We start from the raw sequence: 26,200 nt of genomic DNA on the forward strand, positions 1-26,200 counted from the left end.
CGAACTGGCGTACCTGTTGGATCTCGGCATGGAGCATGAGCTTGTTCGTCCTCGGAAGGCCGGGCCCGGGGACAAGATCGCGGTTGTCTCGCCGTCCTTCGCCGCGGCCGGTGCCTTTCCCGAGATCCACGAGCAGGCCATGCGACGGCTTGCCGACCTGACCGGCCTCGTCCCGGTCGAATACCCCACCACCCGCCAGGTGGGTGCCAGCGCGGCAGCGCGGGCGGCGGACATCAACGCCGCCTTCGCGGACCCCCAGGTACGTGGCATTCTCGCCGTCATCGGCGGCGACGACCAGATCACTGTCATCCCCCACCTGGACGCCGACCTGGCCCGAGCCGACCCGAAGCCGTTCCTCGGCACCAGCGACAACACCAACCTGCACCACTGGCTCTGGGGCCTCGGCATCGCCAGCTTCTACGGCGGATCCTCCCAGGTTCACCTCGGCCCCGGGCCTGCCGTCGACGACATCCACGTCCGGTCGCTGCGAGCGGCGCTGCTCACCGGGGAGCGGCTGGAGATCACCGAACCGGGTGAGTCCGAGGACGTCGGCATCGACTGGGCAGACCCGCAGGCGTTGAAGTCCTTTGGAGAGCGCGAACCGACGGAGCCGTGGAGTTGGTACGGGCCGCCCCGCGCGGTCACCGGCCCCACCTGGGGTGGCTGCCTGGAGGTCATCCAGTGGATCCTGACGGCGGGACGCTTCCCGTTTTCCCCGGAGGTCCTGCAGGGTGGGGTTCTGCTCATCGAGACGTCGGAGGAGCTTCTCCCCGCCCGTGAGGTCGGCTGGATCGTCCGATCACTGGGTGAACGCGGTCTCCTCAGCGCCGTCGACGCGGTCCTGGTCGCCCGCCCGCCGGTCTCCGACCACACCCGCCGCCCCCCGGCCGCCGACCGGGAACGGCTACGCCAGCAGCAGCGCGACACGGTCATCGACGTGGTGAGCCGCTACAACCCCGAGGCAGTTATCTGCGTCGGCGTCCCATTCGGCCACACCAGACCGCAGTGGATCCTTCCCCACGGCGGCCCGGTCACCGTCGATGGCGTGGAACGCCGCATCTTCGCCAACTACCGATAGGGGCTCTCCGCCCGCTGGTGTGGGCGACGGCCGCTCGGAGGCGTGTCGTCGGGCAAAAACGGTTGCGGATCCCCTGAGCGGTCGGGATGGTGCTCGGATGCCGATCGGGACCGGGTACCACGACGAACTCGGCGAGTTCTTCGCACAGAACGCCAACACGAGCCCCTACAACGCGTACACCGATCGGCCCGCGATGCTGGCGCTCGCTGGTGACGTCGCCGGTTTGGACATCCTCGATCTCGGTTGCGGTGCCGGCCACTATGCGGCTGAACTGTTGGCGCGGGGCGCCCGGGTGACTGGCATCGACGCCAGCGCCACAATGCTCCGCCATGCGCGCTCACGTGCCGCTCAGGCGCAGTTGCGCCTGCACGACCTGGAGCAGCCACTGGACTTTGCCGCTGACGCGTCCTTCGACGGGGTCGTCTGCGCGCTGGTCATAGGCCATCTGACGAACCGGCGACAGTTACTCGCCGAGATGCGTCGGGTGCTACGTCCCGCCGGCTGGCTCGTCATCTCGACCACTCATCCGACGGCCGACTGGCGATACTTCGGCAGCTCCTACTACGACGAGTCCTGGGTCGACCTGCCGCACGGGCCGGGCGCCCTCCACTTCCAGCGGATGACGCTGGAGACGTTCCTCGGCGAACTCCTGGACGCCGGATTTCTCCTGGAGAAACTCGTCGAGCCACGGCCGTGCCTCGAACTTCGAGAGGTCGACGAAGACGCCTACGCCCGCCTCACCGAACGGCCGTCCTTCCTCGCCGCACGAACGCGGTCCCGAGACTGAGAACGCACCGCACCTATCTGGCTTGGCTGGCGCGGACCGCCTGTGGCGGGTGGTGAATACGGTGGACCGGCAACGACCTTGGTTGCAAACTTCGGGGATGGAACCGACACACACGGCCCTCATCGTGCCGATACCCGAGGCCGAGGAGGCGGTGGGCCGGTTCCGGGCATCGCTCGACCGGGCCGCCGGGTGGGGCGTGCCGGCGCACGTGACAGTCCTCTATCCGTTCCTGCCCCCGCAGCAGATCGATGAGCAGGTCTTGGTGGTGCTGCGCGACACCATTGCCGGGATACCGCAGTTCGACGTCGCACTGACGCATGTCGGCTGGTTCGGTGAAACTGTCGTCTGGCTTGCTCCGCAGCCAGATCGTCCGTTCCGGGAACTCACCACGGCGGTGTGGCAGCAGTTTCCCGAGGCACCCCCGTATGCCGGGGCGCACAGCGACGTGGTGCCGCACCTGACCATCGGTCACGACGCCGCCAAGCCCACTCTGAGCCACGCCGCGGAAACCATCTCCGCACACCTGCCGATCCACACAGCCATCGACAGGGTCCGGCTCATCGCCGGAACGCCGGACGTCAGCCCTTGGCGCACCGTCTGCGAGTTCCCGCTGGGCGCCACACCACAGGCACCGGCCGGTACGGGCTTCGAAGCGGCCACAGCCTGAGGTTGAGGCCTGACTATGCGAACCGCCCTGCGCCACCGCCTCATGGCGTGGGCTAGACGATCACCCGTGCAGGGCGCTCGCTTCCAACGACGTGGTGAGGGAGCTGGTAGTGGATATCGACGCGCTGCTCCCACGCGCACGGACACCGCGGGACTACCTGGACCTCGTTGCGGACCCGCGAATCGATCGGGACGGGCTGCACGCTCTTGCCCGTAGTCCTTGGTCGTTCGTGCGGCTGGCCGTCGCCATGGACATCCGCACAAGCGGGGCGACTCTGACCGAGCTGATTGATGGCGAGTTCGGCCAGTGGGATCGCAACCACCTGCTTCGGCTCGTCGCTCAACACCCAAGGGCGGACCGAGGTGTCCTGCTCAAGGTCCTCCAAGAGACCGAAGTCCTGCTACGTAAGGCCGAGACCAGACCGTATGCCGCAGCGATTGCGCTGGCCGGTCGCCAAGAACTGGAACCTCATGAGGTTCGCCGCTTGTACGGCCTACCGGGTGCGTCGCGACGGATGCGCCGAGGCGTGCAGCGGGCACTCGCGCGACGACCATGAAAGCCGGTCTGGCGGAGGTCGTCAGACTCCTGTTGCCTGCCCCGCCCGCGGCCGGTGTGTGGACCTCGCGGCGTGTTCCGTCCCAGCAGATGCTTGAGATCGGAATCCCGGTACCCGCTTGACGAGATCACGTGGTCCGCTCTCCGGCGCGTGCTTTTCGTTGGTGTTTGCGGATGTTTCGCAGCGTCTTCAGCGCCTTCTTGGCTGCGGTACTCACGTGCCCGCCGGTTCGCACCGTGGCGTGGTCGTCGACGGCGAGGCGCGTCAGTAGCTTCTCGGCTCGTTCGTCGCCGGTGGCGCCGAGCGCTCGTGCTGCCCAGAAGCGCACTTCGGGGTCGTGGTGTGAGGTCGCCTGGATCAGGCGGTCGAAGGTCTTGATTGCCGGGTGCGCCAGCGCGGCCGACAGGTAACCGGCACGCACTGGCCGACGGGGCGACTCCAGCGCGGTCCACAAGTGCTCGATCGCCTCGTCGTCGCCGATGTCGGCCAAGGCGTAGGCGGCAGTTGCTCTGACATGCTCGGCTGGGTCGTCGAGCACGTGCGCGAGAGGCGTGATCGCGGTGGGGGCGCCTATCTCTCCCAGAGCCTCGCAGGCGCTCTGGCGGGCGAGAGCATCTGGGTGGCGAAGTAGGTCGATCAACAGCGGGGCGGCCGTCTGAAGGCGCAGGATGCCGCAGCCGTTCGCCGCCCAACTCTGGCACCCGTACTCCTCGTCGGCAAGCGCAGCGAGGAGCGCTTCGGCCAGCGACTCATCACCGAACAACACGAGGAGATTCAACGCCCGGGAGTAGATCTCGGGGTCGAAGTTGCGGTACCCGATCACGATCTCCCTGAGAACCTGCTTCGCGACCACGTCCCCTCTCTCGGCTCCAGCCAACAGCGCACGCAGTGCCTCCAGCCGAACCTCAGGGTCGGGGTCTGTCAGCTCAGGGAGTCGGTCACGCATGGGAAACAACCTAGATCCGCCAGCCAGCCTGTGTCAGGTAGCCCATGGTCGCCGAGGCGTACCGGCTCCTGCGGGCCGTACTGGTGACGGGGGTCAACGAGGACGAACTGTCGCTGCAACGGCAGGACGTCGAAGGCCCTGACCTGGACTCACGTCCTGATCAGGGCCTTCGCAGTGGAGCGGGTGACGGGAATCGAACCCGCACTGTCAGCTTGGGAAGCTGATGTTCTGCCATTGAACTACACCCGCAAGCGGCACCACTGTACCCGAGTCGTCGAGCCTCTGCACCCAGGTACCCCCGCCGGCCGCAGGTGTCCGCGTACCCCTCCATCCGGGGTTGATCCACTCGGTTTCCTGGAAGTCGGGGCGTCCGAAGCGCCAGAACCCCGCGATATCCCTGAAACCGAGTTGATCACCGCGGGTGCCGGCTCCGATGCGACGGAGCCGGCGCCGGCGGTCTTCCGGTCACGGTCAGGCGGCGGCGGTGCACTGGACGTCACGGCTGAGGCGGGTCGGGCGGGTCTGCGGGACGGTCAGTGGGGCGGCGACCGCCGCCGGGGCGTTTGGGTCGAGCCAGACCCGAACGGCCGGCCGGCCCGGCGGGAGGCCCGGAATGCCCGCGACCTGTTGCTCACGGCGGGTGAGCATCGCCACGTCGACGGTGAACTCGAAGAGCCGCCAGTCGACCTGCGGCTCGGCCCGGGCGCTCTGCGCCAGGAGCGCCACCCGGACCGGATCGGTCACCGGACGGGCGCGCCCCGCCACGTACGCCTCGTCGTCGCTCTCCTCCGCGGGGAACGAGTGCAGCGCGTAACGGCCGTCACGTTCGAGGTCGCGGCGCTTGGGCGAGTCGATGATGAAGCAGAACAGCCCCTCGGCGGTGATGACCGGGGAGACCGGATGGACGCGGGGCCCGCCGTCGGCACGGACCGTGGCCAGATAGCCGAAGCCCGGCCCGTATTGCTGGAGGAGAACGCGGATCCCGTCGGCGAGTCGGGGCTCGTCGGCGGCGAATTCGGACCAGGAAGCCATGTGGGCATTCTATCGAACAAATGTACGAGCAGCGACCTCGACTCGCTGGTCACCGGCACCGAATCCGGCCACTTCCGCCAGCGCGGCTATGGTGGTCCGATGCTGCTCTCCGACCGCGACCTGGTCTCCGAGATCAAGGCCGGCACGCTGGGCCTGGAGCCGTTCGAGCCCACCCTGGTGCAACCGTCCAGCATCGACGTCCGACTCGACCGGCTGTTCCGGGTCTTCAACAACCACCTCTACACCCACATCGATCCCGCCATGCAGCAGGACGACCTGACGTCGGTGGTCGAGGTCCCCGATGGCGAGCCGTTCGTGCTGCACCCGGGGGAGTTCGTGCTCGCCTCGACGCTGGAGGTCATCTCGCTGGGTGACCAGCTCGCCGGCCGACTGGAGGGCAAGAGCTCCCTGGGCCGGCTCGGGCTGCTCACGCACTCCACAGCCGGTTTCATCGACCCGGGCTTCTCCGGTCACGTGACGCTGGAACTCTCGAACGTGGCGAACCTGCCGATCACCCTCTGGCCGGGCATGAAGATCGGGCAGCTCTGCATCTTCCGGCTCTCCTCGCCGGCCGAGCACCCGTACGGCTCGGTGGTCTACGGCTCGCGCTACCAGGGCCAGCGGGGGCCGACGCCCAGCCGCGCCTGGCAGCACTGGCGCACCTGGCCAACCCGCTGAGGCTCCGCTGCTAGAACCAGGACGACGAGGGCCCGCCGCGACGGATCGCGACGGGCCCTCTGGTCACCCTGGGGTCAGCCTGGGCGGCCGTAGCTGTGGATCGGGCCGTCGTCGACCTTCTTCATCTTCACCGGTTGACCGGCCTGGGAGGCGTGCACCACCCAGCCGCCGCCGACGTACATGCCGACGTGGTGGATGTCGCTGTAGTAGAAGACCAGGTCGCCGGGACGCAGGTCGCCCCTGCTGACGTTCTTGGTCACGCGGCTCTGCGCGGCGGCGTTGTGCGGCAGCGACACGCCGGCCTTCGCCCAGGCGGCCAGCATCAGCCCGGAGCAGTCGTACGAGTTCGGACCCTCGGCACCCCAGACGTAGGGCTTGCCGATCTGCGCGCAGGCGAACTTGACAGCGGTGCCCGCGGCGCCGCCGGGGTAGCTACCCGGGCAGGGCGCCGGGCGCAAAGGACCGCCGCCGCCGTTGCCGTACACCTTGAGGCGTAGCTTCTGCAGGCGGTCGATCTCTTCGTTGATCTGCTTCTTCTTCGCCGCCAGCTGGGCCTCGGTGCGGGTCAGCTGGGCCACCATCTCGTCCAGCGGCGCCTTCTGCGCGGCCAGCTGGTCGCGCAGGTCGGCCACCTGGCGTACGTCCTTCTGCTGGTTGTGCGCGAAGCGGTCGAGCATTTCGAGCTGGCCGACCACCTCGCTCGGCGACCGGCTGCCCAGCACCGCGTTGACTGTCGAGACGTTCTCGCCCTTGTAGGCGCGTACGGCCAGCGCGCTGACCTTGTCCATCGCGGCGTCGACCTGGCGCTCCAGCGGGGTGATCCGGGCGGCCAGCGCGTCGGCCTGCTTGCGCTTCGCGGCGAGGTCGGTGCGGGTGGCGTTGTGCCGTTCGATGATCGGTTCGAGCTTGTTCCAGTCGGCGTCGATCTGGCGCTCGATCTCGGCGACGGACGGGTCAGCGTGGGCCGCCGTGGCACTGCCGGTCAGAACGACGGCGACGCCGGCCAGCGCGGCGAGTGCGGTGGTGAAGCGGGACCAGCGTGGGCGCGGCACGATCGACGGCGGGCCGGCTGATGCCGACCGCTCGGACGACGGCCGCGGGGCATGGAGTGCCACCGGGGTTCCGTACTCCTTCTTCCTGACCGCCTACCGGGTTAGCTGACGGGTTCGGGCGGGAAGTCGGCGCCCTACCGCAGTGGTTGCGGATTCACCCCGAGGGACCTGGGTCCCCGGTTCGCTCGGAAACGACTCGGCGGTGTCGGTCCGTTACCGCCCGGGCTGGGCGGAGCTGCTGTCGGGCCGACAAATGACCAGAGTAGAGACGCCTGTTACCGATCCGCAACCCGTGCGGCCGTGACACTCCGTACCGATTGGACGAGGTCACCGACCGTGTGTGAAGAATTCTTTCCGCAGGCTTCGATAGATGGAAAGGTATTGACGCAACCTCCCGGACGGCGCGATGGTGACCTGACCTCACTCCGCGAGAATCTAGGGGGTTCGATGCACCATCCAACCCTGTCGACCGGCTGGCGTGCACTGCTCGCCGCCACCGTGGTCGCCGCCGCGACCACTGTGCCACTCTCCGTCGGCCCGGCCGCCGCCGCGCCCACCACCGACCGCCAGCAGCAGTACGCCGCCGCAGCCAGCGAGTACGGCGTGCCGGCCGTCGTGCTGCTCGGCGTCTCCTACCTGGAGTCGCGCTGGGACACCAACGCCGGCACACCGAGCACCAGTGGCGGCTACGGCCCGATGCACCTGACCGACGCCCGGCACGTGGCCGCCCTACCCGGGCGCGGTCACCACGACGCCGGTGCCGAGGACCCACGCGGTGACGACTCCCGACCCGCCCGGGTGCCCGTGCCCCGGCCGGTCGAGGCGCCCGCCCCGTCCACCGCCGCGTTGCAGACCGTGGACGCCGCCGCCGCGCTGACCGGCGCCGCCCCCGAGGCACTGCGCACCGACGTGGGCCTCAACATCCGTGGCGGGGCCGCGCTGCTGGGCGCGTACCAGAGGGATCTGGGCGCGCCGGTCGGCGCCGGCACCGACCCGGCGGCCTGGTACGGCGCGGTGGCCCGCTACTCGGGCGCGGACAGCGCCGACGCCGCGGCGGCCTTCGCCGACGAGGTCTTCACCACCATCGGCGCGGGCCAGTCCCGGGTGACCGACGACGGCCAGCGGGTCAGCCTGCCGGCCCGCGCGGTACGGCCCGAACGTTCCTGGTTGGACCGGCTGGGCCTGCGCCGGCTGGCCCGCCCGGACGGGGTGGAGTGCCCGCACACCATCTCCTGCGAGTGGATCCCGGCACCCTACGAGGCGTTCGGTGACGGGGACTACGGCAACCACGACCTCTCCGACCGGCCCGCGCGGCAGAAGATCGAGTACATCGTCATCCACGACACCGAGGCGAGTTGGGCGACGACCCTGCAACTCGTCCAGGATCCGACCTACGTGAGCTGGCACTATTCGCTGCGCTCGGTCGACGGGCACATCGCCCAGCACGTGAAGACCAAGGACGTCGGCTGGCACGCCGGCAACTGGTACGTCAACGCGAAGTCGATCGGGCTGGAACACGAGGGCTTCGCGGCGCAGGGCACCTGGTACACCGAGGCGATGTACCGGACCTCGGCGAAGCTGGTCCGGCACCTGGCGCTGCGGCTGGGCATCCCACTGGACCGCCAGCACATCATCGGCCACGACAACGTGCCCGGCACCATCGCCTCGACAGTGCGGGGAATGCACTGGGATCCGGGCCCGTACTGGGACTGGACGCACTACTTCGACCTGCTGCACGCGCCTCGACTGGACACCGGCACCCCGGCCACCGGGCTGGTCCGGATCGACCCGGACTACGCCACCAACCAGCCGGCGTTCGTCGGATGCGTCACCGCGGGCGTCCCCTGCGCACCGCGCGGCTCCTCGGCGGTGGTGTTGCGCAGCGCACCGTCCCTGGACGCGCCGCTGGTCAACGACATCGCGCTCCGCCCGGACGGCACACCGAACACGATGTCCGTGTCCGACCACGGGGCCCGGGCATCCGCCGGGCAGACGTACGCGTTGGCCGGGCGGCAGGGCGACTGGACGGCGATCTGGTACCTCGGGCAGCGGGCCTGGTTCCACAACCCGGCGTCCGCACCGACCGCCAGCTGGACCGTCGGCGTGGTGGCCACGCCGAAGCCCGGCCGAACCACCATTCCGGTCTACGGACGCGCCTACCCGGAACAGGCGGCGTACCCGGACGGGGTGCCCTACCAGACGATCTCGCCGCTTCAGTACACCCTGGCCGCCGGGCAGCGGTACGCCGTCGGCGCGGTACTGGCCGGCGAGTACTACCGGGCCAGCACGTTCGACGGCTCGTCACCCGGCGACTGGACGGTGATCCGCGGCAAGAACCGTTACGCGCAGATCCAGTTCGGCCACCGGATCATGTACGTCGACCTCGCCGACGTGCAGCTGTTGCCGTCCCCGGTGGGCGCGCCCCGCTGACAACCACGACGGCCCCCGGTCGGTGACCGGGGGCCGTCGTGTCGCGCGAGGTGGATCAGCCGGGTCTACGGAACCCGGCGACAGGCATGGTGTTGATGCTGGACACCTGCACCGGCTTGCCGGCACGTGGCGCGTGCACCATCTGGTTGTTGCCCAGATACAGCCCGACATGACTCAGGCCGGAGAAGAAGAAGACCAGGTCACCGGGGCGGGCATCGCCCCGCGAGATGGCCTTGCCCTCGTTCCACTGGTCACCGGTGTGGTGGGTGAGGTAGATCCCGGCCGCCTTGTAGGCGTACTGGGTCAGCCCCGAGCAGTCGAACGAGTTCGGGCCGGTGGCACCCCAGACGTACGGCTTGCCGACCTTGCCGCAGGCGGTCTTGATCGCGGTGCGGGCCGCCGCGCTGACCACTCCATTGATGGTCGGGCAGGCCGCGGTCACCACGGTGGTCTTCGGCATCGACGCCTCGAGCTTCTTGATCTCGCCGTCGATCTGCTTCTTCTTCGCCGCCAGGTCGTTCTGCTGCTTGGTCTGGGTGACGATCAGCGCGTCCAGCTTCTGCTTCTCGCCGTCGTACTTGGCCCGCACTGCCAGCACACCCTCGACCTCCTTGCGCTCCTGCGAAGCGAGCCGGTCGAGGATGGTGAGCTGCTCGGTGAGCGTGTCCGGCTTGGCACTGACCAGCAGCGCGCCGATGTCGTGCGACGGGCCGGAGATGTAGTAGCGGGAGGCGAGGTCGCCCACCCGGTTGAGCGCCAGCTCGCTCTGCAGCGCCAGCGGCTCGATCTTCTTCTGCAGGTTCGCCGACTTCTGTCGGTTGACCTTCAGCTGCGCCCGGACCTTGTTGTACTGCTCGATGGTGGGCTCCAACTGCTCCCACTTCTTGTCGATCTGCGCCTCGATCTCGTCGACCGAGGGCGCGGCGTGTGCCGGCGCGGTCAGAAGACCGGCACCGACCGCCGCAGCGGCGACCAGGACCAGCACCCGGTGCGCGGCGCGACGCAGACCACCAGAGCGAGCAGACGCGTTCAGGTCGTGACGATGAGGGGGCATGGTTGCCACCGGCACCGACTCCTTTGCAACCGACCGCCGGGCGCCTCGCGTGAGGGAAGGGCCGAGGCAGACGACCCACAGCGGTCGGTGCCCCACATTAGGGAAGCTCGGGGCGGTAATCAAGGCGAGCGCGGTAACCATCACTGTCGTGCAACAGCTTGCACACCAAGGGTATTGGTCCATCACCCAACGATTGCGGTCAATACATCGTCAAGAGTGACCACACCGAGAGGCCGACGCCCGTCGCTGACCAGCACCATGTGCCGCCGTTCGCGACGCATGGCCAGCAGCAGATCGGCCAGCGTACGCTCCGGCGGCACCACCGCCAGCGGACGGTAGACGTCGGCCGGCACCGGGGACCGACGGCCCTGCCCCGCGTACCCGAGCACGTCCTTGACGTGCACGAAGCCGAGCACGCGACGGGTGGACCGCTGCACCACCGGGAACCGGGACCGGCCGGTCCGGGTCGCCAGCACCTCCAGTGACGCCGGTGAGACGTCCTCGGCCACCGTCACCACAGTCGACCACGGTTGCAGCGCGTCCGCCGCCGTCCGCGCGTGCAGGGCCAACGCGCCCGTGATCCGCGCGTGCTGCTCCGCGTCGAGCAGTCCCTCGGTCCGCGCCTGAGAGACCAGCCCGGCCAACTCCTCGGCGGTGAACACCGTCTTCACCGACTCGGACGCCTCGATCCGCCAGAACGCGAGCACCCGTCGGGCCGCCCATTTCATCGCGAGCAACAACGGTTTGGTGGCCACACAGAACGCCAGCATCGCCGGGCCGAGCCAGAGCGCGGAGACCTCCGGTCCGGCCAGCGTGATGTTCTTCGGCACCATTTCACCGACGACCGTGTGCAGGAAGACCACCACGCCCAGCGCCAGCACGAACGCCACCGGGTGCACCGCCCGCTCTGGCAGACCCACCGCGTGGAACGGCGGCTCCAGCAGGTGAGCCAGCGCCGGTTCGGCGATCGCGCCCAGACCCAACGAGCAGACAGTGATGCCGAGCTGCGCACCGGCGATCATCAGCGGGATCTGGTTCATCGCCGACAACGCCCAGCGGGCGCGTTTCGACCCGGCGGCCAGCGGCTCGATCACCGTCCGGCGGGACGCGATGAGCGCGAACTCGCTGCCCACGAAGAACCCGTTGCCGAGCAGCAGCACCACTGTCACCAGCAGCTCAGTCATCGTCGTCCGGATCCGCCGGGCGCAGCACCCGGACCTGCTCGATCCGGTGCCGCTCCACCTCGACCACTGTGAACTCCCAGCCGTCCGTCTCGACCGTCTCGCCGGCGAGCGGGATGTGCCCGAGCTGCGCCATCAGGAACCCGGCCAACGTCTCGTACGGCCCCTCGGGCAGCCGGAAGCCGGTCTGCTCGGCCAACTCGTCGGAGCGGAGCACCCCGTCGACCAGGACTGTGCGCTCACCGCCCGGCACTGTCAGCTCGGCCGACCCGTGGTCGTCGACGCTCGCCGGATCGAACTCGTCGGCGATCTCGCCGACCAACTCCTCGACGAGATCCTCGACGGTCACCACGCCGTCCGTGCCGCCGTACTCGTCGACCACGATGGCCAGGTCGGCCCCGGCCGCCTTCAGCGCGGCCAGGACACCGTCCAGGTTCAGGCTCTCCGGCACGTACACCGGCTCGCGGGCCACCGAGCCGACAGTCGTCGACGCCCGGCCGGCCAGCGGCACCCCCAACGCGTCGGGCACCGCAGCAACCCCGGTCACCAGGTCCAGGGTCTCCTCGTACACGGGGAAGCGGGTCCGCCCGGTCCGCCGCGACTCCTCCAGCAGCTCGGCCACCGTGGCCGTGGCGCGCAGCGCGACCACGTCCACCCTGGGGGTCATCGCCTCCGCTGCCCGCTTGTCACCGAAGCGGATGGTGCGACGCAGCAGCATCGCGGTGTCAGTGGGCAGCGCACCGGCCCGCGCCGAGATGCCCGCCAGCAGTCCCAGCTCCTCCGGCGAGCGGGCGCTGGCCAACTCCTCCTGCGGCTCCACGCCGAGCGCCCGGACCAGTCGGTTCGCCGAGCCGTTCAACCCTCGGATCACCCAGCCGAACGTCCGGGAGAAGGTGTGCATCGGGCCGGCCGTGGCCAGCGCCGCCGGCATGGGCCGGGCCAGCGCAGCGTTCTTCGGCACCAACTCGCCGAAGAGCATGGAGATCAGCGTGGCCAGCGCCAACGCCAGGAACGGGGTGACCCGCTCGGTGCTGTCTCCGGCCAGCGGGCGCAACAGCGGGGTGAAGAGACGAGCCAGGGCCGGCTCGGCCAGGTAGCCGGTGAGCAGCGCGGTGATGGTGATGCCGAGCTGTGCGCCGGAGAGCTGGAAGGAGAGTTCGCGCAACGCGGTGCGTACCGTCAGGGCGGCCTGGTCGCCCGCGGCGGCCCGCCGGTCGATCTCCGCCCGGTCGACAGTGACCAGGGCGAACTCGGCCGCGACGAAGAACGCGTTGCCCGCGGTCAGGGCTACGAAGCCGACCAGGGGCAACAGCGTCGTCAAGAGTAGGCCGTCGATGTCGCCTCACCTCGGCGAGATTCTTGCACGACGGCGGCGGCCCCTGAGGGCCGCCGCCGTCGATGAAAAGATCCCAGGGGTACGCGGTCTCAGCCGCCGACCGGCGCGGTCTCCTTGCCGCCCTGCGGCTGCTCGGGCTTGACCGAACGGAGCAGCACGCTCGCCACGTCGATCACCTCGACCTGTTCGCCGGCGCCCTTGCCGTTGACCCCGTCGTTGAGCATCGTCGAGCAGAACGGGCAGCCGACCGCTACCGTCTTCGCCCCGGTGGCCATGGCCTCCTCGACCCGGTCCACGTTGATCCGCTTGCCGATCTTCTCTTCCATCCACATCCGGGCGCCGCCAGCACCGCAGCAGAAGGAGCGCTCGCTGTTCCGTGGCATCTCGGTCAGGTCGCCTTCGATGGCGTCGCCGAGGACCTCACGGGGGGCCGCGAAGATCCGGTTGTGCCGGCCCAGGTAGCAGGGGTCGTGGTAGGTGACGCCGCCGTCGACCGGCTGCACCGGCGTGAGCTTGCCCGTGGCGACCAGGTGCGCGAGCAGTTGGGTGTGGTGGACCACCTCGAACTCGCCGCCGAGCTGGCCGTACTCGTTGCCCAGGGTGTTGAAGCAGTGCGGGCAGGTCGCGACGATCTTGCGCTTGGCCTTGTCCCGGCCCTCGAACGCCTCGTTCAGCGTCTCCACGTTCTGCTGAGCGAGCATCTGGAAGACGAACTCGTTGCCGATCCGTCGCGCCGGGTCGCCGGAGCAGGTCTCGCCCTCGCCCAGGATCGCGAACTTCACGCCCGCCTCGTTGAGCAGCGTGGCCACCGCGCGGGTGGTCTTCTTGGCCCGGTCCTCGAACGCGCCGGCGCAGCCGACCCAGAACAGGTACTCGAAGTCGTCCACCTCGCCGACCCGGGGCACCTCGAAGTCCAGGCCCTTGGTCCAGTCCTCGCGGGTGTTCTGCGGGGCGCCCCACGGGTTGCCCTTGTTCTCCAGGTTGCGCAGCATCACCCCGGCCTCCGAGGGGAAGCTCGACTCGATCAACACCTGGTAGCGGCGCATGTCGACGATGTGGTCGACGTGTTCGATGTCCACCGGGCACTGCTCGACGCAGGCGCCGCAGGTGGTGCAGGACCAGAGCACGTCCGGGTCGATGACACCGCCCTCCTCGGCGGTGCCGATCAACGGCTTGTCGGCCTCGGCGAGGGCCAGCACGTCCAGGTGGGCGAGCTGCGCCTGGGTGGCCTTCTCCTCGCCGGTCAGGTCCTTGCCGCCGCCGGCCAGGAGGTAGGGCGCCTTCGCGTACGCGTGGTCGCGCAGGCTCAGCACCAGCAGCTTCGGCGACAGCGGCTTGCCGGTGTTCCAGGCCGGGCACTGCGACTGGCAGCGACCGCACTCGGTGCAGGTGCTGAAGTCCAGGAGGCCCTTCCAGCTGAACTGCTCGACGTGGGCGACGCCGAACTGGTCCTTCTCCGGGTCCGCCTCCTCGAAGTCGAGCGGCTTGCCCTGGCTGGTCATCGGGCGCAGCGCGCCGAGGCCGGAGCCGGCCGGCTTGGCCGGCTCACGCTTGAAGAAGATGTTGGGGAACGCCAGGAAGCGGTGCCAGGCGACACCCATCGTGACGTTCAGGGAGATGACGATCAGCCACGTCATCGAAATAATGATCTTGATGGCTGCGGCGACGCTGACGCCGTCCGCCCAGTCGGGCAGCACCGCACCGACCGCGTGGCTGACCGGGGTGGCCCAGAACGGGAACTCGAAGTGGTCGGTGGCGACCTTGAAGCCTCGGATCACGAAGCCGAAGATCAGGACCAGCAGCACGATCCACTCGACGAAGTAGCCCTGCCACATTGTCGAGCCGGTGAAGCGGGACCGCCCGCCGGGGCGGGTCGGCCGGTTGCGCAGCCGGATCGCCATCAGCACCAGGATGCCGACCAGACCCAGCACCCCGATGATCTCGGTGACCAGGCCGAAGATCGTCCAGTGCCCGATGATCGGCAGACCGCCATCGGTGGTGACCACCTCGAAGTACGCCTCGAGCACCAGCAGCGACAGCACGACGAAGCCGACCATCACGAACCAGTGCGCGGCGCCCACCACGCCCCACTTGAGCATCCGGGTGTGGCCGGCCGTCTCCACCAGCATCGTCCTGGCGCGGGCGACCTTGTCGGTGAACCGCTCCGGCGCGGGTTGCCCGAGCCGGATGACTGCCACCATCTTCAGGACCGCACGCACCGCAAGCCACACCGCCACGGCGGTGATGGCGGCCGCGAGGATCGTGGTGACGATCTGGACGCTGCCCATCGAGTCGGCCTCCCCGGTCTGCTGCCTGATGACCTCGCTCTGCTCGGTCATGCAATGCAGCCTACGCGAAGGTTACCCAGCGGTAACGTGAGTCATCTCGCAGTAGGCCGCGCTGCCTGCGCACACCATAGGGGGCCCCACCCGATCCTGCCGGGCAGGGGCTCGACGGGGTGACGTGTGACCGCCGACGCGGCGGTCTGCTCGGATCAGCGCCAGCGGGAGAGCAGAGCCAGCGAGGCGACCATCGCACCGAAGCCGACGGCGAGGTTCCAGTAACCCCACGCCATGACCGGGTACTCCTGCTCGGACAGGTAGTAGAGCACCAGCCAGCCGATGCCGACGACGATCAAGGCGACCGCGGTGACCGGCAACCACACCGGGCTAGGCTTGCGCGACGACGCCGTCGTCGTCGGACGAACGTCCGTCGGCGGGGTGTACACCTTCTTCTTACGGACCTGAGACTTGGGCACGGCGCTCTCCAGAGGGGTGACGACCTCGTCCGGCCTGACAACCGGGCGCGGGGGCGACGGTCCATGGCCAATAATGTTCGAGAGCTAGCGTAGTCCCGATTGCCCGCCCGGACCACGAATGGGGTCAGGCAGGTGCACGGAGTGACCGAAAGAGGCGGGACTGTTCGCATCACCGGCCCGGCCGGCACGAACCGATCCCCGACACGCGGAAGGAACGCTCGGTGGAGTACACATCCGGCGCAACCTCCTGGCAGAAGGTCCTCCGACGGGCCGCCGCCGGGCTGCTGCCCCGGCGACCGCGTCAACGCCGTCCGGGCTGGTCGATCGGGGTGCCCCTGATCGCCGCGGCGGCCGGCTTGCTCTTCACCACCACCGCGACCACAGCGGGCGGCACCGCGCTCCGGGAGGACCGGCGACCCCAGCTCAACCAGCTCATCGAGGACCGACGCGAGCAGGTGGCCGCCAGCGAACGGCGCGCCGCCACGCTGCGCGGCGAGGTCGAGCAGCGGACCAACACGCTGGCCGGCTCGGACGTCCCGATCAAGGATCAGCAGAATCGCGCCCGGGGCAGCCTCCAGGACGCCGGGTTCACCGCCCTCGCCGGGTCCGGGGTCACCGTCGAACTGAACGACGCCCCACAGCTCGACCAGACACAGTCGGACGCCAGCAACGACGACCTGGTGGTGCATCAGGGGGACGTGCAGGCGGTGGTCAACGCACTCTGGGCCGGCGGCGCCGAGGCCATGTCAATCATGAACGTCCGCGTGCTCAGCACCAGCGCGGTACGCTGCGTCGGTAACACCCTGCTACTCCACGGCCGGGTGTACTCCCCACCGTTCAAGATCGTAGCAATCGGCGATCCCGCTGCCCTCCAGCAGGCACTCGCCAGCTCTCAGGGAGTCCGGTTGTTCAAGGACGCGGTCGACGACTACCAGCTCGGCTACAACGAGACGGTCTCCACGGTGCGAGTTCCCGCATTCGAGGATTCCACCGCTCTGCGCTCGGCTACGGTGCCCAAGTGAGCGGGCCGGACGAGCGTCGCGACGGGCGACACCGGGACCAGACCGACGAGCCGACCGCCTTCCTGCCCAAGTTCGACAGGCCCGAGTCGACCCCCGGCCGACCTGCCCCGGCCGGCAACTGGCCCGAGCCGGTGCTGCACCCACCGCGAGCCGAGCAGCCGACGCGGCCGAGCGCCACTCGACCCGAGCCGACCGAGACCCCGGGCCGCCCGGGCGTCGAAGCGCCGCCGCCCTGGCCGGGCGCCGCAACTGCCGGGCAGGGCCCGCACGGCGGCGCCGGGGTTCCCCCCGCGACCACCCCCGGCCGTCCGACCGCCACCAACCAGGGTCCGATTCGGCCCGCTGTCCCCGGCAACGCCCCGACCCGACCCCCCGCGCCCAGCGCCGCGTCCACCCGACCGACCACGCCCAGCGCCGCCCCGACGCGACCGCCGACCACCGGCAACCCACCGGGTGCCGCGCCGAGCCGGCCGTCGACGGCCGGCAGCCCACCGGGTGCCGCGCCGACCCGACCCGCCGCGGCCGGCGGCATGCCGACCCGGCCGACGGCCTCCGGTGACCCCAGCCGGCCGGTCTCCTCCGGCCCCTCGACGCCGCCGCTGGCCGACTCGCCGACCGCGTACATTCCGCAGGTCACCGCCCGGCCCGCCCGGCCCGCCGGCTCCCCGGTCTCCCCGGCCGCCCCCGACCGTGTCGCAGCGGCCGGGCCGAGCCGCGTTCCGCCGACCGGGCCGAGTCGGGTCCCGCCAAGCGCTGGAGGGAACCCCCTCGCGGACCCGGCCGCCACCGCGCTGATTCCGGCAGTGCCCGCCACACCCGCCACCAGGCCGCCGACAATGGACTCGACCGCGTTGATGGGTGCCGTCCCCCGCACGGCGGTACCCGACGAGCCGACCGGCGGCAACCCGGCCGACCCTCCCCAACCCCGGCGCGGCGAGCGGGTGGTCCAACTCCGGCCCGAGCAGACCGGCGAGGGCTACAAGAGTGTCTACTCCGAGCTCACCCGCCCGTCGTTCGGCTCGCGCCTACGTACCGGTGTCCGGGTCACCGGCGAGGTCCTGATCACCTTCGGCCTGGTGGTCCTGCTCTTCGCCGGCTACGAGGTCTGGGGCAAGTCGGCCATCGTCGACGCCCACCAGAACGACCTCAACAACGAGCTGGCTCAGGCGTGGGGCCCCACCGACGACCCCACTGTCGCCCCGTCGGTGGGCCCGAGCGTCAAACCCTCCCCACCGGTACGCGGCAAGCCGCTCGCGGGCCTCTACATCCCCAAGCTCGACAAGAACTGGGTCGTCGTCGAGGGGGTCACCCAGCAGGACATCCGCTTCGCCCCCGGCCACTACCCGACCAGCGCGCTCCCCGGTCAGGTCGGCAACTTCTCCGTCGCAGGCCACCGCAACCGGGCCACCTTCTGGCGACTCGACGAGCTGGACGAGGGCGACCCGATCGTGGTCGAGAGCAAGACCGACTGGTACGTCTACCGGGTGTCGCAGTCCCGCATCGTCCGGCCGACCCAGGTCGAGGTGGTGGCGCCGGTGCCCGGCGAGCCGGACAAGAAGGCGACCAAGCGGATGCTCACCCTCACCACATGCAACCCGAAGTTCGACAACTACCAGCGGCTGATCATCCACGCCGAACTCGACCGTACCCAACCCAAGTCCGCTGGCCGCCCGGCGGAGCTGGGAGGCTGACCCGATGTACGCGTTCATCTGGCGCAAGCTGCCGTTCGGTGTGATCGGGAAGTTGACCGGCTCGGTGCTGCTGGTCGCCACCACTGTGGCCCTGCTCTGGTACGTCGCCTTCCCGTGGGCAGAGCCCCTGCTGCCCTTCGACGACGTGCAGGTCGAGTCCGGCGTACCCGCCGAGACTGGTGGCGGCGGCGACCCGGTGACCGGGGAGACCCCGGCCGGCGACGAGCACGAACTGCCGTACGACACTGACCAGAACAACCCCGCGCCTCCCTCCCCGAGCAGGTGACCATGCGCGTCCTGGTGATCGACAACTACGACTCGTTCGTCTTCAACCTGGTGCAGTATCTGGGCCAACTCGGCGTGGACTGCGAGGTCCGCCGCAACGACGAGATCGACGTCGCCGAGGTGGGCACTGTCGGCGCGGACGGCGTCCTGCTCTCACCCGGGCCGGGCAGCCCGGACCGGGCCGGCATCTGCCTGGACGTCATCCGGGAGTACGCGGGCCAACTGCCGATCTTCGGTGTCTGCCTCGGCCACCAGGCCATCGGTGAGGCGTTCGGGGCGACAGTGACGCGCGCCCCGGAGCTGCTGCACGGAAAGACCTCCGAGGTACGGCACCACTCGGCCGGCGTACTCGCTGGCCTGCCCGACCCGTTCACCGCCACCCGGTACCACTCCCTCGCGGTGCTGCCCGAGACCCTCCCGGACGAGCTGGAGGTCACCGGCTGGACCGGCTCCGGCGTGGTGATGGCGATGCGGCACCGGACGCTGCCCATTGAGGGCGTCCAGTTCCACCCGGAGTCGGTGCTCACCGAGGGCGGTCACCTCATGCTGGCCAACTGGCTGGCCAGTTGCGGTCACCCCGAGGCGCTGGAGCGCGCTCCCGCGCTGGCCGCCGAGGTCGACGCCCGTCGTCGCGCGGCCTTCGCCACCACCTGACCGGCGAGACGTCAGGGCCCGGTCACCGGAACGTCGGGTGCCGCGCGGGTCAGCCCCGCAGCGCGTTCTGGATCGCGGGGTCCGCTGGCGAGCGCACCGCTGGCGGCCGGCCGCGCACGGCGTCCCAGGCCGCCTTGCCGCTGGCGAAGTAGTCCCGAACCGACTTCTCGGCGAGCAGGGCGGCACCGCAACCGTCGCAGCGGGCGGTCACCCCGTCGACGTCCAGGCCCAGATGCCGGCACAGCGTCACGGCCCTGGACAGGTGGTAGGACTGGGTGACGATCAGGGCTCGCTCGACGCCGTACACCTCGCGGGCTCTCGCGCAGCTGTCGTAGGTGTCCAGGCCGAACGGGTCGGCCACCACCCGACGCCTGTCGACACCGCGCTCGGCAAGGTACGTCGTCATCACCGTCGGCTCGTCACCGGACGCGCCCCCGCCGTCGCCCGACACGAGGACGACAGTGGCCCGCCCGTTGGCCACCAGCTCGGCGGCGGTGTCCAGGCGGCCGGCGAGACGGTCACCCGGCCGCTGCCGATCGGCCGCCACCTCGGTGCCGAGCACGATCACCACGTCGGCGGCCGGCGCGTCGGTGGCGTCGTACAGGTGGCCGCGTGCCGCGAGGGTCGTCCACAGCCACGGGGAGCTGGCGAGCACCAGCAGGACGAGGCCTGCGAGGGCCAGGCGGCGGAGGCGTCGAGGCCACCGCCGTACCGCCCCGACCGGGGACGCTTCGGACTCGGTCATGCCGATGCCCGGCGGTGGCCTAGTCCTGGGGCCGGCTCGGCGGGGGCGGGAACGGCAGACCGATGCCGCCTCCGTTGCCGGGAGTTGTCGGCGTGCCCGTCGGCGTGACCGTCGGCGTCACGGTGGGCGTCGGGTCAGTCTCCGGCTCGGGAATGCCGATCTCGATGGTGACCGTCTTGTTCCTGGCCAGTTCGGTGCCCCCCACCGGGTTCTGCTTCTGGACCCGCCCGGCCTGATCGGCCGGCACTTCCTCTCCGTCCTTGAACGAGACCTTGTAGCCCGCCTCGCGGAGCTCCTCGGCGGCCTCGTCCCGAGTGGAATTGACCACGTTGGGCACCTTGTTGACGTTGCCCCGGGAGACCTCGACGACAACCTTGCTGTCCGGCGCCACAGTCGTCCCCGACGGCGGAGACACCTTGATGACGATCCCCTCCTGAGCGGGGTTGTCAACCGGCTTCTCTTCGACCCGCAACCCGAGGTCATCGAGTTGGCGCTTCACGTTCTCGATCTGGGAGTTGACCAGGCCAGGGGGGATCTTCACGTCCGGCTTGCCGTCGCAGATCTGGATGGTCACCGTGTCTGCCGGCTTCAGCTGGGTGCCCGGCGCAGGACTCTGCTTGGCGACGGTGCCCTTGGTGCAGTCGTTCGCCAAGACCGCCTCGCCGACCTGCGGCTTGAATCCGAGGTTGTTGATCTCGGTGACCGCGATGGCCTGGGTCTTGCCGGTGAGGGTGGGCACCGACTTCAGGTCCTTGCCCTGCATGTTCCAGAGCAGGGCGGCGACCAGGGCGATCACCGCCAGCACACCGACCGCGCTGAACATCGCGATCAGCCAGGAGGACGCCTTGCGCTGACGCGGATCGCCCACCCGGGCCGGGATCTGCCCGGTCTGCGGCCCACGGCCGGGAGCCGGATAGCCGCCCCCACCGCCGGCCGGGGCCATCGCCACCGTCTCCGCCTCGCGCAGCACCGGAGTGGCCAGCACGGGCCGGCCGGCGGCGGCGCGGAGCAGGTCGGCACGCATCTCGCCGGCGCTCTGGTAGCGGTTGAGCGGGTTCTTCGACAGCGCCTTGAGCACGATCGCGTCGACGGCCGGGGTGACGTCCGGGTTGATGTCGCTCGGCGTGGGCGGCGTCTCCCGTACGTGCTGGTAGGCAACGCTGACCGGGCTGTCCCCGACGAACGGCGGGTGCCCGCAGACCAGCTCGAAGAGCACGCAACCGGCCGCGTACACGTCGGAGCGGGCGTCGACGGCCTCGCCGCGTGCCTGCTCCGGTGAAAGGTATTGGGCCGTGCCGATGACCGCGCTGGTCTGGGTCATTGTGGTCGCACCGCTGGCCAGCGCCCGGGCGATGCCGAAGTCCATCACCTTGACCTGGCCGGTCTGGGTGAGCATCACGTTGCCGGGCTTGATGTCCCGGTGGATGATCCCGTGCCGGTGGCTGAACTCCAGGGCGGCGCACATGTCGGCGCAGATCTCCAGCGCACGACGCGGTTGCAGTCGCCCCTCGGCGCCGAGGACCTCCTTCAAGGTCCGCCCGTTCACGAACTCCATGACGATGAACGGCAGCGTCTCACCGGTCGGCGCGGTCTCCTCGCCGGTGTCGTAGACCGCCACGATGGCCGGGTGGTTGAGCGAGGCGGCGTTCTGCGCCTCCCGACGGAACCGCATCTGGAACGTCGCGTCCCGGGCGAGGTCGGTGCGGAGCATCTTGATCGCGACGTCCCGACCGAGCCGGAGGTCGCGACCACGGTGCACCTCGGCCATGCCGCCATAGCCGAGCAGCTCGCCGACCTGGTACCTGCCACCGAGCAGGCGGGCCTGCGCTGTCATCGCGTCTGTCGTCCTTCGCTCGTCGTCGTCCCGCCGTTGCCCGGCTGGAGTCGTACATCTCGACGGTACGACGTCCAGGTCGGATCGTCGCGTCGGTCGAGTCGTAGCGCGCCGGACGCCACGGTGCGCGGCGTCAGCCCGGCGGATACACCGGCCTGCGACTGCTTCCGTAGGTTGTAGGAAATCACGCCCGAGCAGAGCAGGACCAGCACGGCCAGCAGGATGGCGAGGAGCACCATTCCGGGCCGGGACCGCTGGGGCTGGGGCGACGGCGCCACCGGGCTGGCCGGTCGCGCGTACGCGGGCGGGTGTTCCTGCCGGGGCGGCCCGGACGGCACCGCTGCCGCGCCGCGCGGGTAGCCGTTCGGTGCGCCCTGCGGCCGGGCGGGCTGGACGGCCGGCGCGACGGCGGTGGGGCGTGGCTGTTGAGCGGGCGCGATCGCTGTGGGCCGCGGCCCGGCCGCCGGCGGGCGGGCGGTCGGCGGACGCATCTGGTGCGCCTGCGGCACCTGGGCCCGGCCGGGCGCGGCGGGTGAGGCGGGCGCCGCGGAGACCGGGCCGGAGTTGCCGGCGGCCCGGGCCTGCTGGGAGAGCGCGGCCTTGAGCTGACGGGCGACCCCGGCGAGTGCGGCGGCGCTCGGCCAGCGGGCGGCAGGGTCCTTGGCCAACGCCCGCTCCACCAGGGCGCGCACCTGCGGAGGGATGTCGGCCGGCAGTGGCCGGGGCGTCTCCCGGACGTGCCGCATCGCGATGTCGAGGGGGTTGTCGCCCTCGAACGGCCGCCGACCGGCCAGGCACTGGTAGGCGACCACGCCGAGGGCGTACACGTCGGACGCCGGGGTGGCCACGCCGCCGGTGGCCTGCTCCGGCGAGATGTACGAGGCGGTACCGAGCACCGAACCGGCGGCGGTGAGCTGGCCGACCATGTCGGAGCGGGCGATACCGAAGTCGGTGAGCACCAGCGTGCCGTTCGGCCGGACGAGAAGGTTGCCCGGCTTCACGTCGCGGTGCACGATGCCCTTCTCGTGCGCGGCGTGCAGCGCGTCGGCGGCCTGCGCGACGAGGGCCATCGTCCGGGCCGGGGTGAGTCGGCCGACCCGGCTCAACGTGGACGACAGGGCGTCACCCTCGACGTACTCCATGACCAGGAAGGCGATCTGCTGGTCGTTGCCGAAGTCGTAGACGTCCACCACGCCGGGGTGGTTGATGGTGGCCATGGTGCGGGCCTCGCCACGGAACCGCTCGCCGAAGTCCGGGTCGTCGAGCAGGGCGGGGAGCAGGCTCTTCACAGCGACCGTCCGGCCGAGCACCTGGTCGGTGCCGCGCCAGACGTCGCCCATGCCGCCGCTGGCGATCCGCTCGTCGAGACGGTAGCGGTTGCCGAGCTGCACGCCGGGGCTGAGCATGTCAGCGACCCCCTGGGTCGGCGATGGCGGCCTTCATGATCTGACCGGCGATCCGAGCGGCCTCGCTGCTGCCACCGGGGCCGGCCTGCTCCAGCATCACGCAGACCGCGGAGACCGGGTTGCCGTTCTTGTCCAGGGCGAAGCCGATGAACCAGCCGTGGTCGGGCCGGTCCGGGGCGGACTGGGCGGTGCCGGTCTTGCCGCCGACCGTGTAGCCGTTGATCGCGGCCTTCCCCCCGGTGCCGTTCCGGACCACGCTGACCATCATCTCGCGCAGGTCGGTGGCGACCTGCGGCTCGACGGGCTGGCGCAGCTCTCGCGCCTTCGCTGTGTAGTAGCTGGTGGTCCTGTCCGGGGCGAGCAGCTGCCGCACCAGATACGGCCGCATCTGGCTGCCGTTGTTGGCGATCGAGCCGGCGATCATTGCGCCTTCGAGCGGCGTCATCCGGACGTTGTTCTGGCCGATCGAGGACTGGGCCAGCGCGGCCGGGTCGGTGCTGCCGTCCGGGTTCTGCATTGTCCCGGTCCGACTGGCCGCCGTGGGCAGGCCGCCCTCGCCGAGCTGCCCGACGGTCAGGTCCTCCTGCTCGAAGCCGAACTGCCGGGCCTTCTCCTTGACGGTCTCCGCGCCGAGCCGCACTCCGAGCTGGGCGAAGCCCGTGTTGCACGACTCGGTGACCGCCTCCAGCAGGGTGACCTGCCGCTCCGGGCAGATCGAGGCGGCGGCGTTGCGGATCGGAGTGCCCGAGGTGGGCGCGGTGTAGCTGGGACCCGCCGGGATCTGGGTGCTCTTGGTGACGCCGTTCTCCAGCGCCGCCGCCGCCACCACGATCTTGAAGGTGGAGCCCGGCGGTAGCGTCTCGGAGAGCGCCCGGTTCTTCAGCGGCTCGGCCGGGTCCTTCTCCAGCTTGTTGTACGCCGCGGTTGCCTCGTTGGTGTCGTGGCTGGCCAGCGGGTTCGGGTCGAAGCTCGGCATGGAGACCAGCGCCTGGATCGCGCCGGTACGCGGATCGATGGCGATCGCCGCGCCCCTCTTCGCACCCACCTCGTTGTTGCGCAGCTGGTCGTACGCCGCGTCCTGCGCCTTCTTGGAGAGCGTGAGCAGCACGTTGCCGCCGCCGGTGTCGTCGCCGGTGAACATGTCCTTCAACCGGTCGCCGATCAGCTGGTCGCTGGTGCCGGCCAGGAAGTCGTTCTCCACCTGCTCGATGCCCTGGTCGGCCAGGTTGACCGGCTTGTAGCCGAGCACGTGGGCGTACTTGGCGCCGCTGGGATAGGTGCGCAGGAACTTCAGCTTGCCGGTCGTCTCCTTGCTGGTGGCCAACGCGGTGCCGCCCGCCTCGATGTTGCCGCGCTTGCGCTTGTAGTCGGCAACCTGGACCCGACCGTTGTAGTCGCTGGTGCGGTACTCGTCGGCCTTCTGGAACTGAATCCAGTTGAGGTTCGCGAAGAGCAGGCCGAACAGGACCATGACGACGACGCCGACGCGGCGCAGGGGTGCGTTCACGGCTTGATCACCTCCGTGGGAGCACCGTGCAACTGCTCGGGCGGGCCACCGCTGGGACGGGCCGCCTTGCCGCCGCCGCCGCCGGTCACCGGTCGGCGGGCGCCGTCGGAGACCCGCAGCAACACCGCGACGAGCAGCCAGTTGGCCATCAGCGACGACCCACCGGCGGACAGGAACGGGGTGGTCTGACCGGTCAGCGGGATGAGCTTGCTGATCCCACCGACGATCACGAAGACCTGGAGGCCGAGGGTGAACGCGAGGCCGCCAGCGAGCAGCTTGCCGAACGAGTCCCGCACCGCCAGCGCGGCGCGCAGCCCGCGCTCCACGATGAGCAGGTAGACGACAAGCAGCGCGGAGAGGCCGAAGAGGCCGATCTCCTCACCGATGCCGGCGAAGATGAAGTCGTTCTGCACCTCCGGCAGGATGTCCGGCTGACCGCCGCCCGGCCCCGCACCGAAGAGCCCACCCGTGCCCAGGGCCAGCAGGCCCTGCACGAGTTGGTAGCCCTTGTCGGTCGGGTCGGCGAACGGGTCGAGCCAGATCTCCGCCCGCACGTAGAAGTTGGCGAACGGCCCACCGACAGTCGAGCCGAGGACGTAGGCGAGGTACGCGCCGCCGAAGAAGAGGACCAGGCCGATCAGCAGCCAACTGACCCGTTCGGTGGCGATGTAGAGCGTCACCACGAACATGCCGAAGTAGAGCAGCGAGGTGCCCAGGTCCTTCTCGAAGACCAGCACCAGGACGCTGATCAGCCAGACGCCGACCACCGGGCCGAGGTCGCGGCCGCGCGGGAAGTCGATGCCGAGGAAGCGCCGGCTGGCCAACGACAGCACCTCACGCTTGCGCACCAGGTAGTAGGCGAAGAAGACCAGCAGCGCCAGCTTGGCGAACTCACCCGGTTGGATGGAGAAGCTGCCCACCCGGACCCACAGCTTCGCGCCGTTGATCTCGGAGATGCTCGACGGCAGCACCGCCGGGATCATCACCAGCACGATGCCGGCCAACCCCAGGGTGTACGCGTACCGCGAGATCGACCGGTGGTCGCGCATGATGGCGAGCAGGGCGGCGGCGAGGATCACCGCACCGAGCGTCCAGGCCAGCTGGCGCCCGCCCTGCCCCGCGAAGACGGCCAGGCTCTCCCGCTCGGCCACCGGGGCGTCGCCCAGGTCGATCCGGCGCAGGAAGCCCACCCCGAGCCCGTTGAGCAGGGCCACCGCCGGCAGCAGCGCCGGGTCGGCGAACGGCGCGAGGAACCGGATGACCAGGTGCAGGCCGAGGAAGACCGCGCCGAGCGCGGCGGCCGGCATCCAGAAGTCCGGGGTGACCGTGTCCAGCAGGTTCGCCTCGACGGTCGCCCCGTACGCGGCCACCAGCACCATCGCGAGCAACAGCAGGGACAGCTCGGCGTTGCGGCGCGACCGCGCCAGGCGTACGCCGGATTGCTCGCCCGCAGTGGCGGGCGAGGGTGCCGGTGTGGCCGCTACGGTCACGGGTGGAGTCC

The 26,200-nt window shown here is 70.2% G+C and carries 23 protein-coding genes, 1 tRNA gene and 1 riboswitch; of the genes, 10 read left to right on the top strand and 14 right to left on the bottom strand.

From position 1 onward, the window contains the following. The first annotated feature begins 28 nt into the window (after nucleotides 1-28). The 4 genes from OH804_RS27690 (at nucleotide 29) to OH804_RS27705 (ending at nucleotide 3,088) form a co-directional block, all read left to right on the top strand. Nucleotides 29-1,078, top strand: a complete 1,050-nt coding sequence (locus OH804_RS27690) for a S66 peptidase family protein (RefSeq protein WP_406060461.1) — start codon at nucleotides 29-31, stop codon at nucleotides 1,076-1,078. A gap of 97 nt (nucleotides 1,079-1,175) precedes the next feature. Next, nucleotides 1,176-1,865, top strand: coding sequence for a class I SAM-dependent methyltransferase (locus OH804_RS27695; RefSeq protein WP_406060463.1), 690 nt, complete (start codon nucleotides 1,176-1,178; stop codon nucleotides 1,863-1,865). Nucleotides 1,866-1,926: 61 nt separating this feature from the next. Beyond that, a complete protein-coding gene (locus OH804_RS27700; protein WP_406060465.1) occupies nucleotides 1,927-2,532 on the top strand; it encodes a 2'-5' RNA ligase family protein in 606 nt (201 codons plus the stop codon). Between the two features lie 109 nt (nucleotides 2,533-2,641). Further along, a complete protein-coding gene (locus tag OH804_RS27705; RefSeq protein WP_406060467.1) occupies nucleotides 2,642-3,088 on the top strand; it encodes a hypothetical protein in 447 nt (148 codons plus the stop codon). Between the two features lie 127 nt (nucleotides 3,089-3,215). Here OH804_RS27705 and OH804_RS27710 read toward each other — a convergent pair whose 3' ends face one another. The 3 genes from OH804_RS27710 to OH804_RS27720 all read right to left on the bottom strand — a co-directional run bounded on the left by OH804_RS27710 (nucleotide 3,216) and on the right by OH804_RS27720 (nucleotide 5,066). Then, nucleotides 3,216-4,034: a HEAT repeat domain-containing protein gene (locus tag OH804_RS27710; RefSeq protein WP_406060469.1), complete on the bottom strand. Its 819-nt coding sequence runs from the start codon at nucleotides 4,032-4,034 to the stop codon at nucleotides 3,216-3,218. Nucleotides 4,035-4,209: 175 nt separating this feature from the next. After that, nucleotides 4,210-4,283: transfer RNA gene (locus OH804_RS27715), tRNA-Gly, on the bottom strand. Nucleotides 4,284-4,505: 222 nt separating this feature from the next. Continuing rightward, nucleotides 4,506-5,066, bottom strand: coding sequence for a pyridoxamine 5'-phosphate oxidase family protein (locus OH804_RS27720; RefSeq protein ID WP_406060471.1), 561 nt, complete (start codon nucleotides 5,064-5,066; stop codon nucleotides 4,506-4,508). On the opposite strand from OH804_RS27720, the gene dcd reads away from it, so the two are divergent. Further along, a complete protein-coding gene (gene dcd / locus OH804_RS27725; RefSeq protein WP_406060473.1) occupies nucleotides 5,067-5,744 on the top strand; it encodes a dCTP deaminase in 678 nt (225 codons plus the stop codon). A 74-nt stretch (nucleotides 5,745-5,818) separates the two neighbouring features. On the opposite strand, the gene OH804_RS27730 is transcribed toward dcd, so the two are convergent. After that, nucleotides 5,819-6,859 carry a C40 family peptidase gene (locus tag OH804_RS27730; protein ID WP_196920431.1) on the bottom strand — a complete coding sequence of 347 codons (1,041 nt, stop codon included), beginning with the start codon at nucleotides 6,857-6,859 and terminating at the stop codon, nucleotides 5,819-5,821. A 13-nt stretch (nucleotides 6,860-6,872) separates the two neighbouring features. Then, nucleotides 6,873-7,008, bottom strand: a riboswitch (cyclic di-AMP (ydaO/yuaA leader). Between the two features lie 235 nt (nucleotides 7,009-7,243). Here OH804_RS27730 and OH804_RS27735 point away from each other — a divergent pair. Next, nucleotides 7,244-9,226, top strand: coding sequence for an N-acetylmuramoyl-L-alanine amidase (locus OH804_RS27735; protein WP_406060476.1), 1,983 nt, complete (start codon nucleotides 7,244-7,246; stop codon nucleotides 9,224-9,226). A 55-nt stretch (nucleotides 9,227-9,281) separates the two neighbouring features. On the opposite strand, the gene OH804_RS27740 is transcribed toward OH804_RS27735, so the two are convergent. From OH804_RS27740 to OH804_RS27760, 5 genes are all read right to left on the bottom strand, one after another. Continuing rightward, nucleotides 9,282-10,295, bottom strand: coding sequence for a C40 family peptidase (locus OH804_RS27740; RefSeq protein ID WP_406060478.1), 1,014 nt, complete (start codon nucleotides 10,293-10,295; stop codon nucleotides 9,282-9,284). 167 nt (nucleotides 10,296-10,462) lie between these two features. Then, nucleotides 10,463-11,464 carry a hemolysin family protein gene (locus tag OH804_RS27745; protein WP_112586035.1) on the bottom strand — a complete coding sequence of 334 codons (1,002 nt, stop codon included), beginning with the start codon at nucleotides 11,462-11,464 and terminating at the stop codon, nucleotides 10,463-10,465. Next, nucleotides 11,457-12,782: a hemolysin family protein gene (locus OH804_RS27750; protein WP_231392466.1), complete on the bottom strand. Its 1,326-nt coding sequence runs from the start codon at nucleotides 12,780-12,782 to the stop codon at nucleotides 11,457-11,459. Before OH804_RS27750 ends, OH804_RS27745 begins: the two co-directional genes overlap by 8 nt. Before the next feature lie 104 nt (nucleotides 12,783-12,886). Continuing rightward, nucleotides 12,887-15,085 carry a (Fe-S)-binding protein gene (locus tag OH804_RS27755; RefSeq protein WP_196924713.1) on the bottom strand — a complete coding sequence of 733 codons (2,199 nt, stop codon included), beginning with the start codon at nucleotides 15,083-15,085 and terminating at the stop codon, nucleotides 12,887-12,889. 206 nt (nucleotides 15,086-15,291) lie between these two features. Continuing rightward, nucleotides 15,292-15,555, bottom strand: coding sequence for a cell division protein CrgA (locus OH804_RS27760; protein ID WP_030331997.1), 264 nt, complete (start codon nucleotides 15,553-15,555; stop codon nucleotides 15,292-15,294). Between the two features lie 221 nt (nucleotides 15,556-15,776). Here OH804_RS27760 and OH804_RS27765 point away from each other — a divergent pair, with 221 nt between their 5' ends. Genes OH804_RS27765 through OH804_RS27780 form a run of 4 tightly spaced genes read left to right on the top strand, consistent with a single transcriptional unit; the run spans nucleotide 15,777 to nucleotide 19,207 of the window. Continuing rightward, nucleotides 15,777-16,577 (top strand): DUF881 domain-containing protein, encoded by an 801-nt coding sequence (locus OH804_RS27765; RefSeq protein ID WP_196920427.1) that lies wholly within the window; start codon nucleotides 15,777-15,779, stop codon nucleotides 16,575-16,577. Continuing rightward, nucleotides 16,574-18,268: a class E sortase gene (locus OH804_RS27770; protein WP_406060482.1), complete on the top strand. Its 1,695-nt coding sequence runs from the start codon at nucleotides 16,574-16,576 to the stop codon at nucleotides 18,266-18,268. Before OH804_RS27765 ends, OH804_RS27770 begins: the two co-directional genes overlap by 4 nt. 4 nt (nucleotides 18,269-18,272) lie before the next feature. Continuing rightward, entirely contained in the window at nucleotides 18,273-18,554 is a 282-nt protein-coding gene (locus tag OH804_RS27775; RefSeq protein ID WP_196920425.1) for a hypothetical protein, read from the top strand. A gap of 2 nt (nucleotides 18,555-18,556) precedes the next feature. Further along, nucleotides 18,557-19,207, top strand: coding sequence for an aminodeoxychorismate/anthranilate synthase component II (locus OH804_RS27780; protein ID WP_406060484.1), 651 nt, complete (start codon nucleotides 18,557-18,559; stop codon nucleotides 19,205-19,207). Between the two features lie 49 nt (nucleotides 19,208-19,256). On the opposite strand, the gene OH804_RS27785 is transcribed toward OH804_RS27780, so the two are convergent. Genes OH804_RS27785 through OH804_RS27805 form a run of 5 tightly spaced genes read right to left on the bottom strand, consistent with a single transcriptional unit; the run spans nucleotide 19,257 to nucleotide 26,189 of the window. Continuing rightward, the gene (locus OH804_RS27785) at nucleotides 19,257-19,952 is read right to left on the bottom strand and encodes a vancomycin high temperature exclusion protein (protein ID WP_406060486.1); all 696 of its coding nucleotides are present in this window, start codon (nucleotides 19,950-19,952) and stop codon (nucleotides 19,257-19,259) included. A gap of 19 nt (nucleotides 19,953-19,971) precedes the next feature. Then, nucleotides 19,972-21,786 carry a Stk1 family PASTA domain-containing Ser/Thr kinase gene (pknB, locus tag OH804_RS27790; RefSeq protein ID WP_406060489.1) on the bottom strand — a complete coding sequence of 605 codons (1,815 nt, stop codon included), beginning with the start codon at nucleotides 21,784-21,786 and terminating at the stop codon, nucleotides 19,972-19,974. Further along, the gene (locus OH804_RS27795) at nucleotides 21,783-23,192 is read right to left on the bottom strand and encodes a protein kinase domain-containing protein (RefSeq protein ID WP_406060491.1); all 1,410 of its coding nucleotides are present in this window, start codon (nucleotides 23,190-23,192) and stop codon (nucleotides 21,783-21,785) included. The genes pknB and OH804_RS27795 overlap by 4 nt, the downstream gene beginning before the upstream one ends. Nucleotide 23,193: 1 nt before the next feature. Next, nucleotides 23,194-24,699 (bottom strand): peptidoglycan D,D-transpeptidase FtsI family protein, encoded by a 1,506-nt coding sequence (locus OH804_RS27800; RefSeq protein ID WP_406060493.1) that lies wholly within the window; start codon nucleotides 24,697-24,699, stop codon nucleotides 23,194-23,196. Continuing rightward, nucleotides 24,696-26,189, bottom strand: a complete 1,494-nt coding sequence (locus OH804_RS27805) for an FtsW/RodA/SpoVE family cell cycle protein (protein ID WP_406060495.1) — start codon at nucleotides 26,187-26,189, stop codon at nucleotides 24,696-24,698. Before OH804_RS27805 ends, OH804_RS27800 begins: the two co-directional genes overlap by 4 nt. Nucleotides 26,190-26,200 lie beyond the last annotated feature (11 nt).

Origin of the sequence: Micromonospora sp. NBC_00860 (assembly GCF_045207375.1) — a bacterium.
Taxonomy (GTDB): Bacteria; Actinomycetota; Actinomycetes; order Mycobacteriales; family Micromonosporaceae; genus Micromonospora; species Micromonospora vinacea.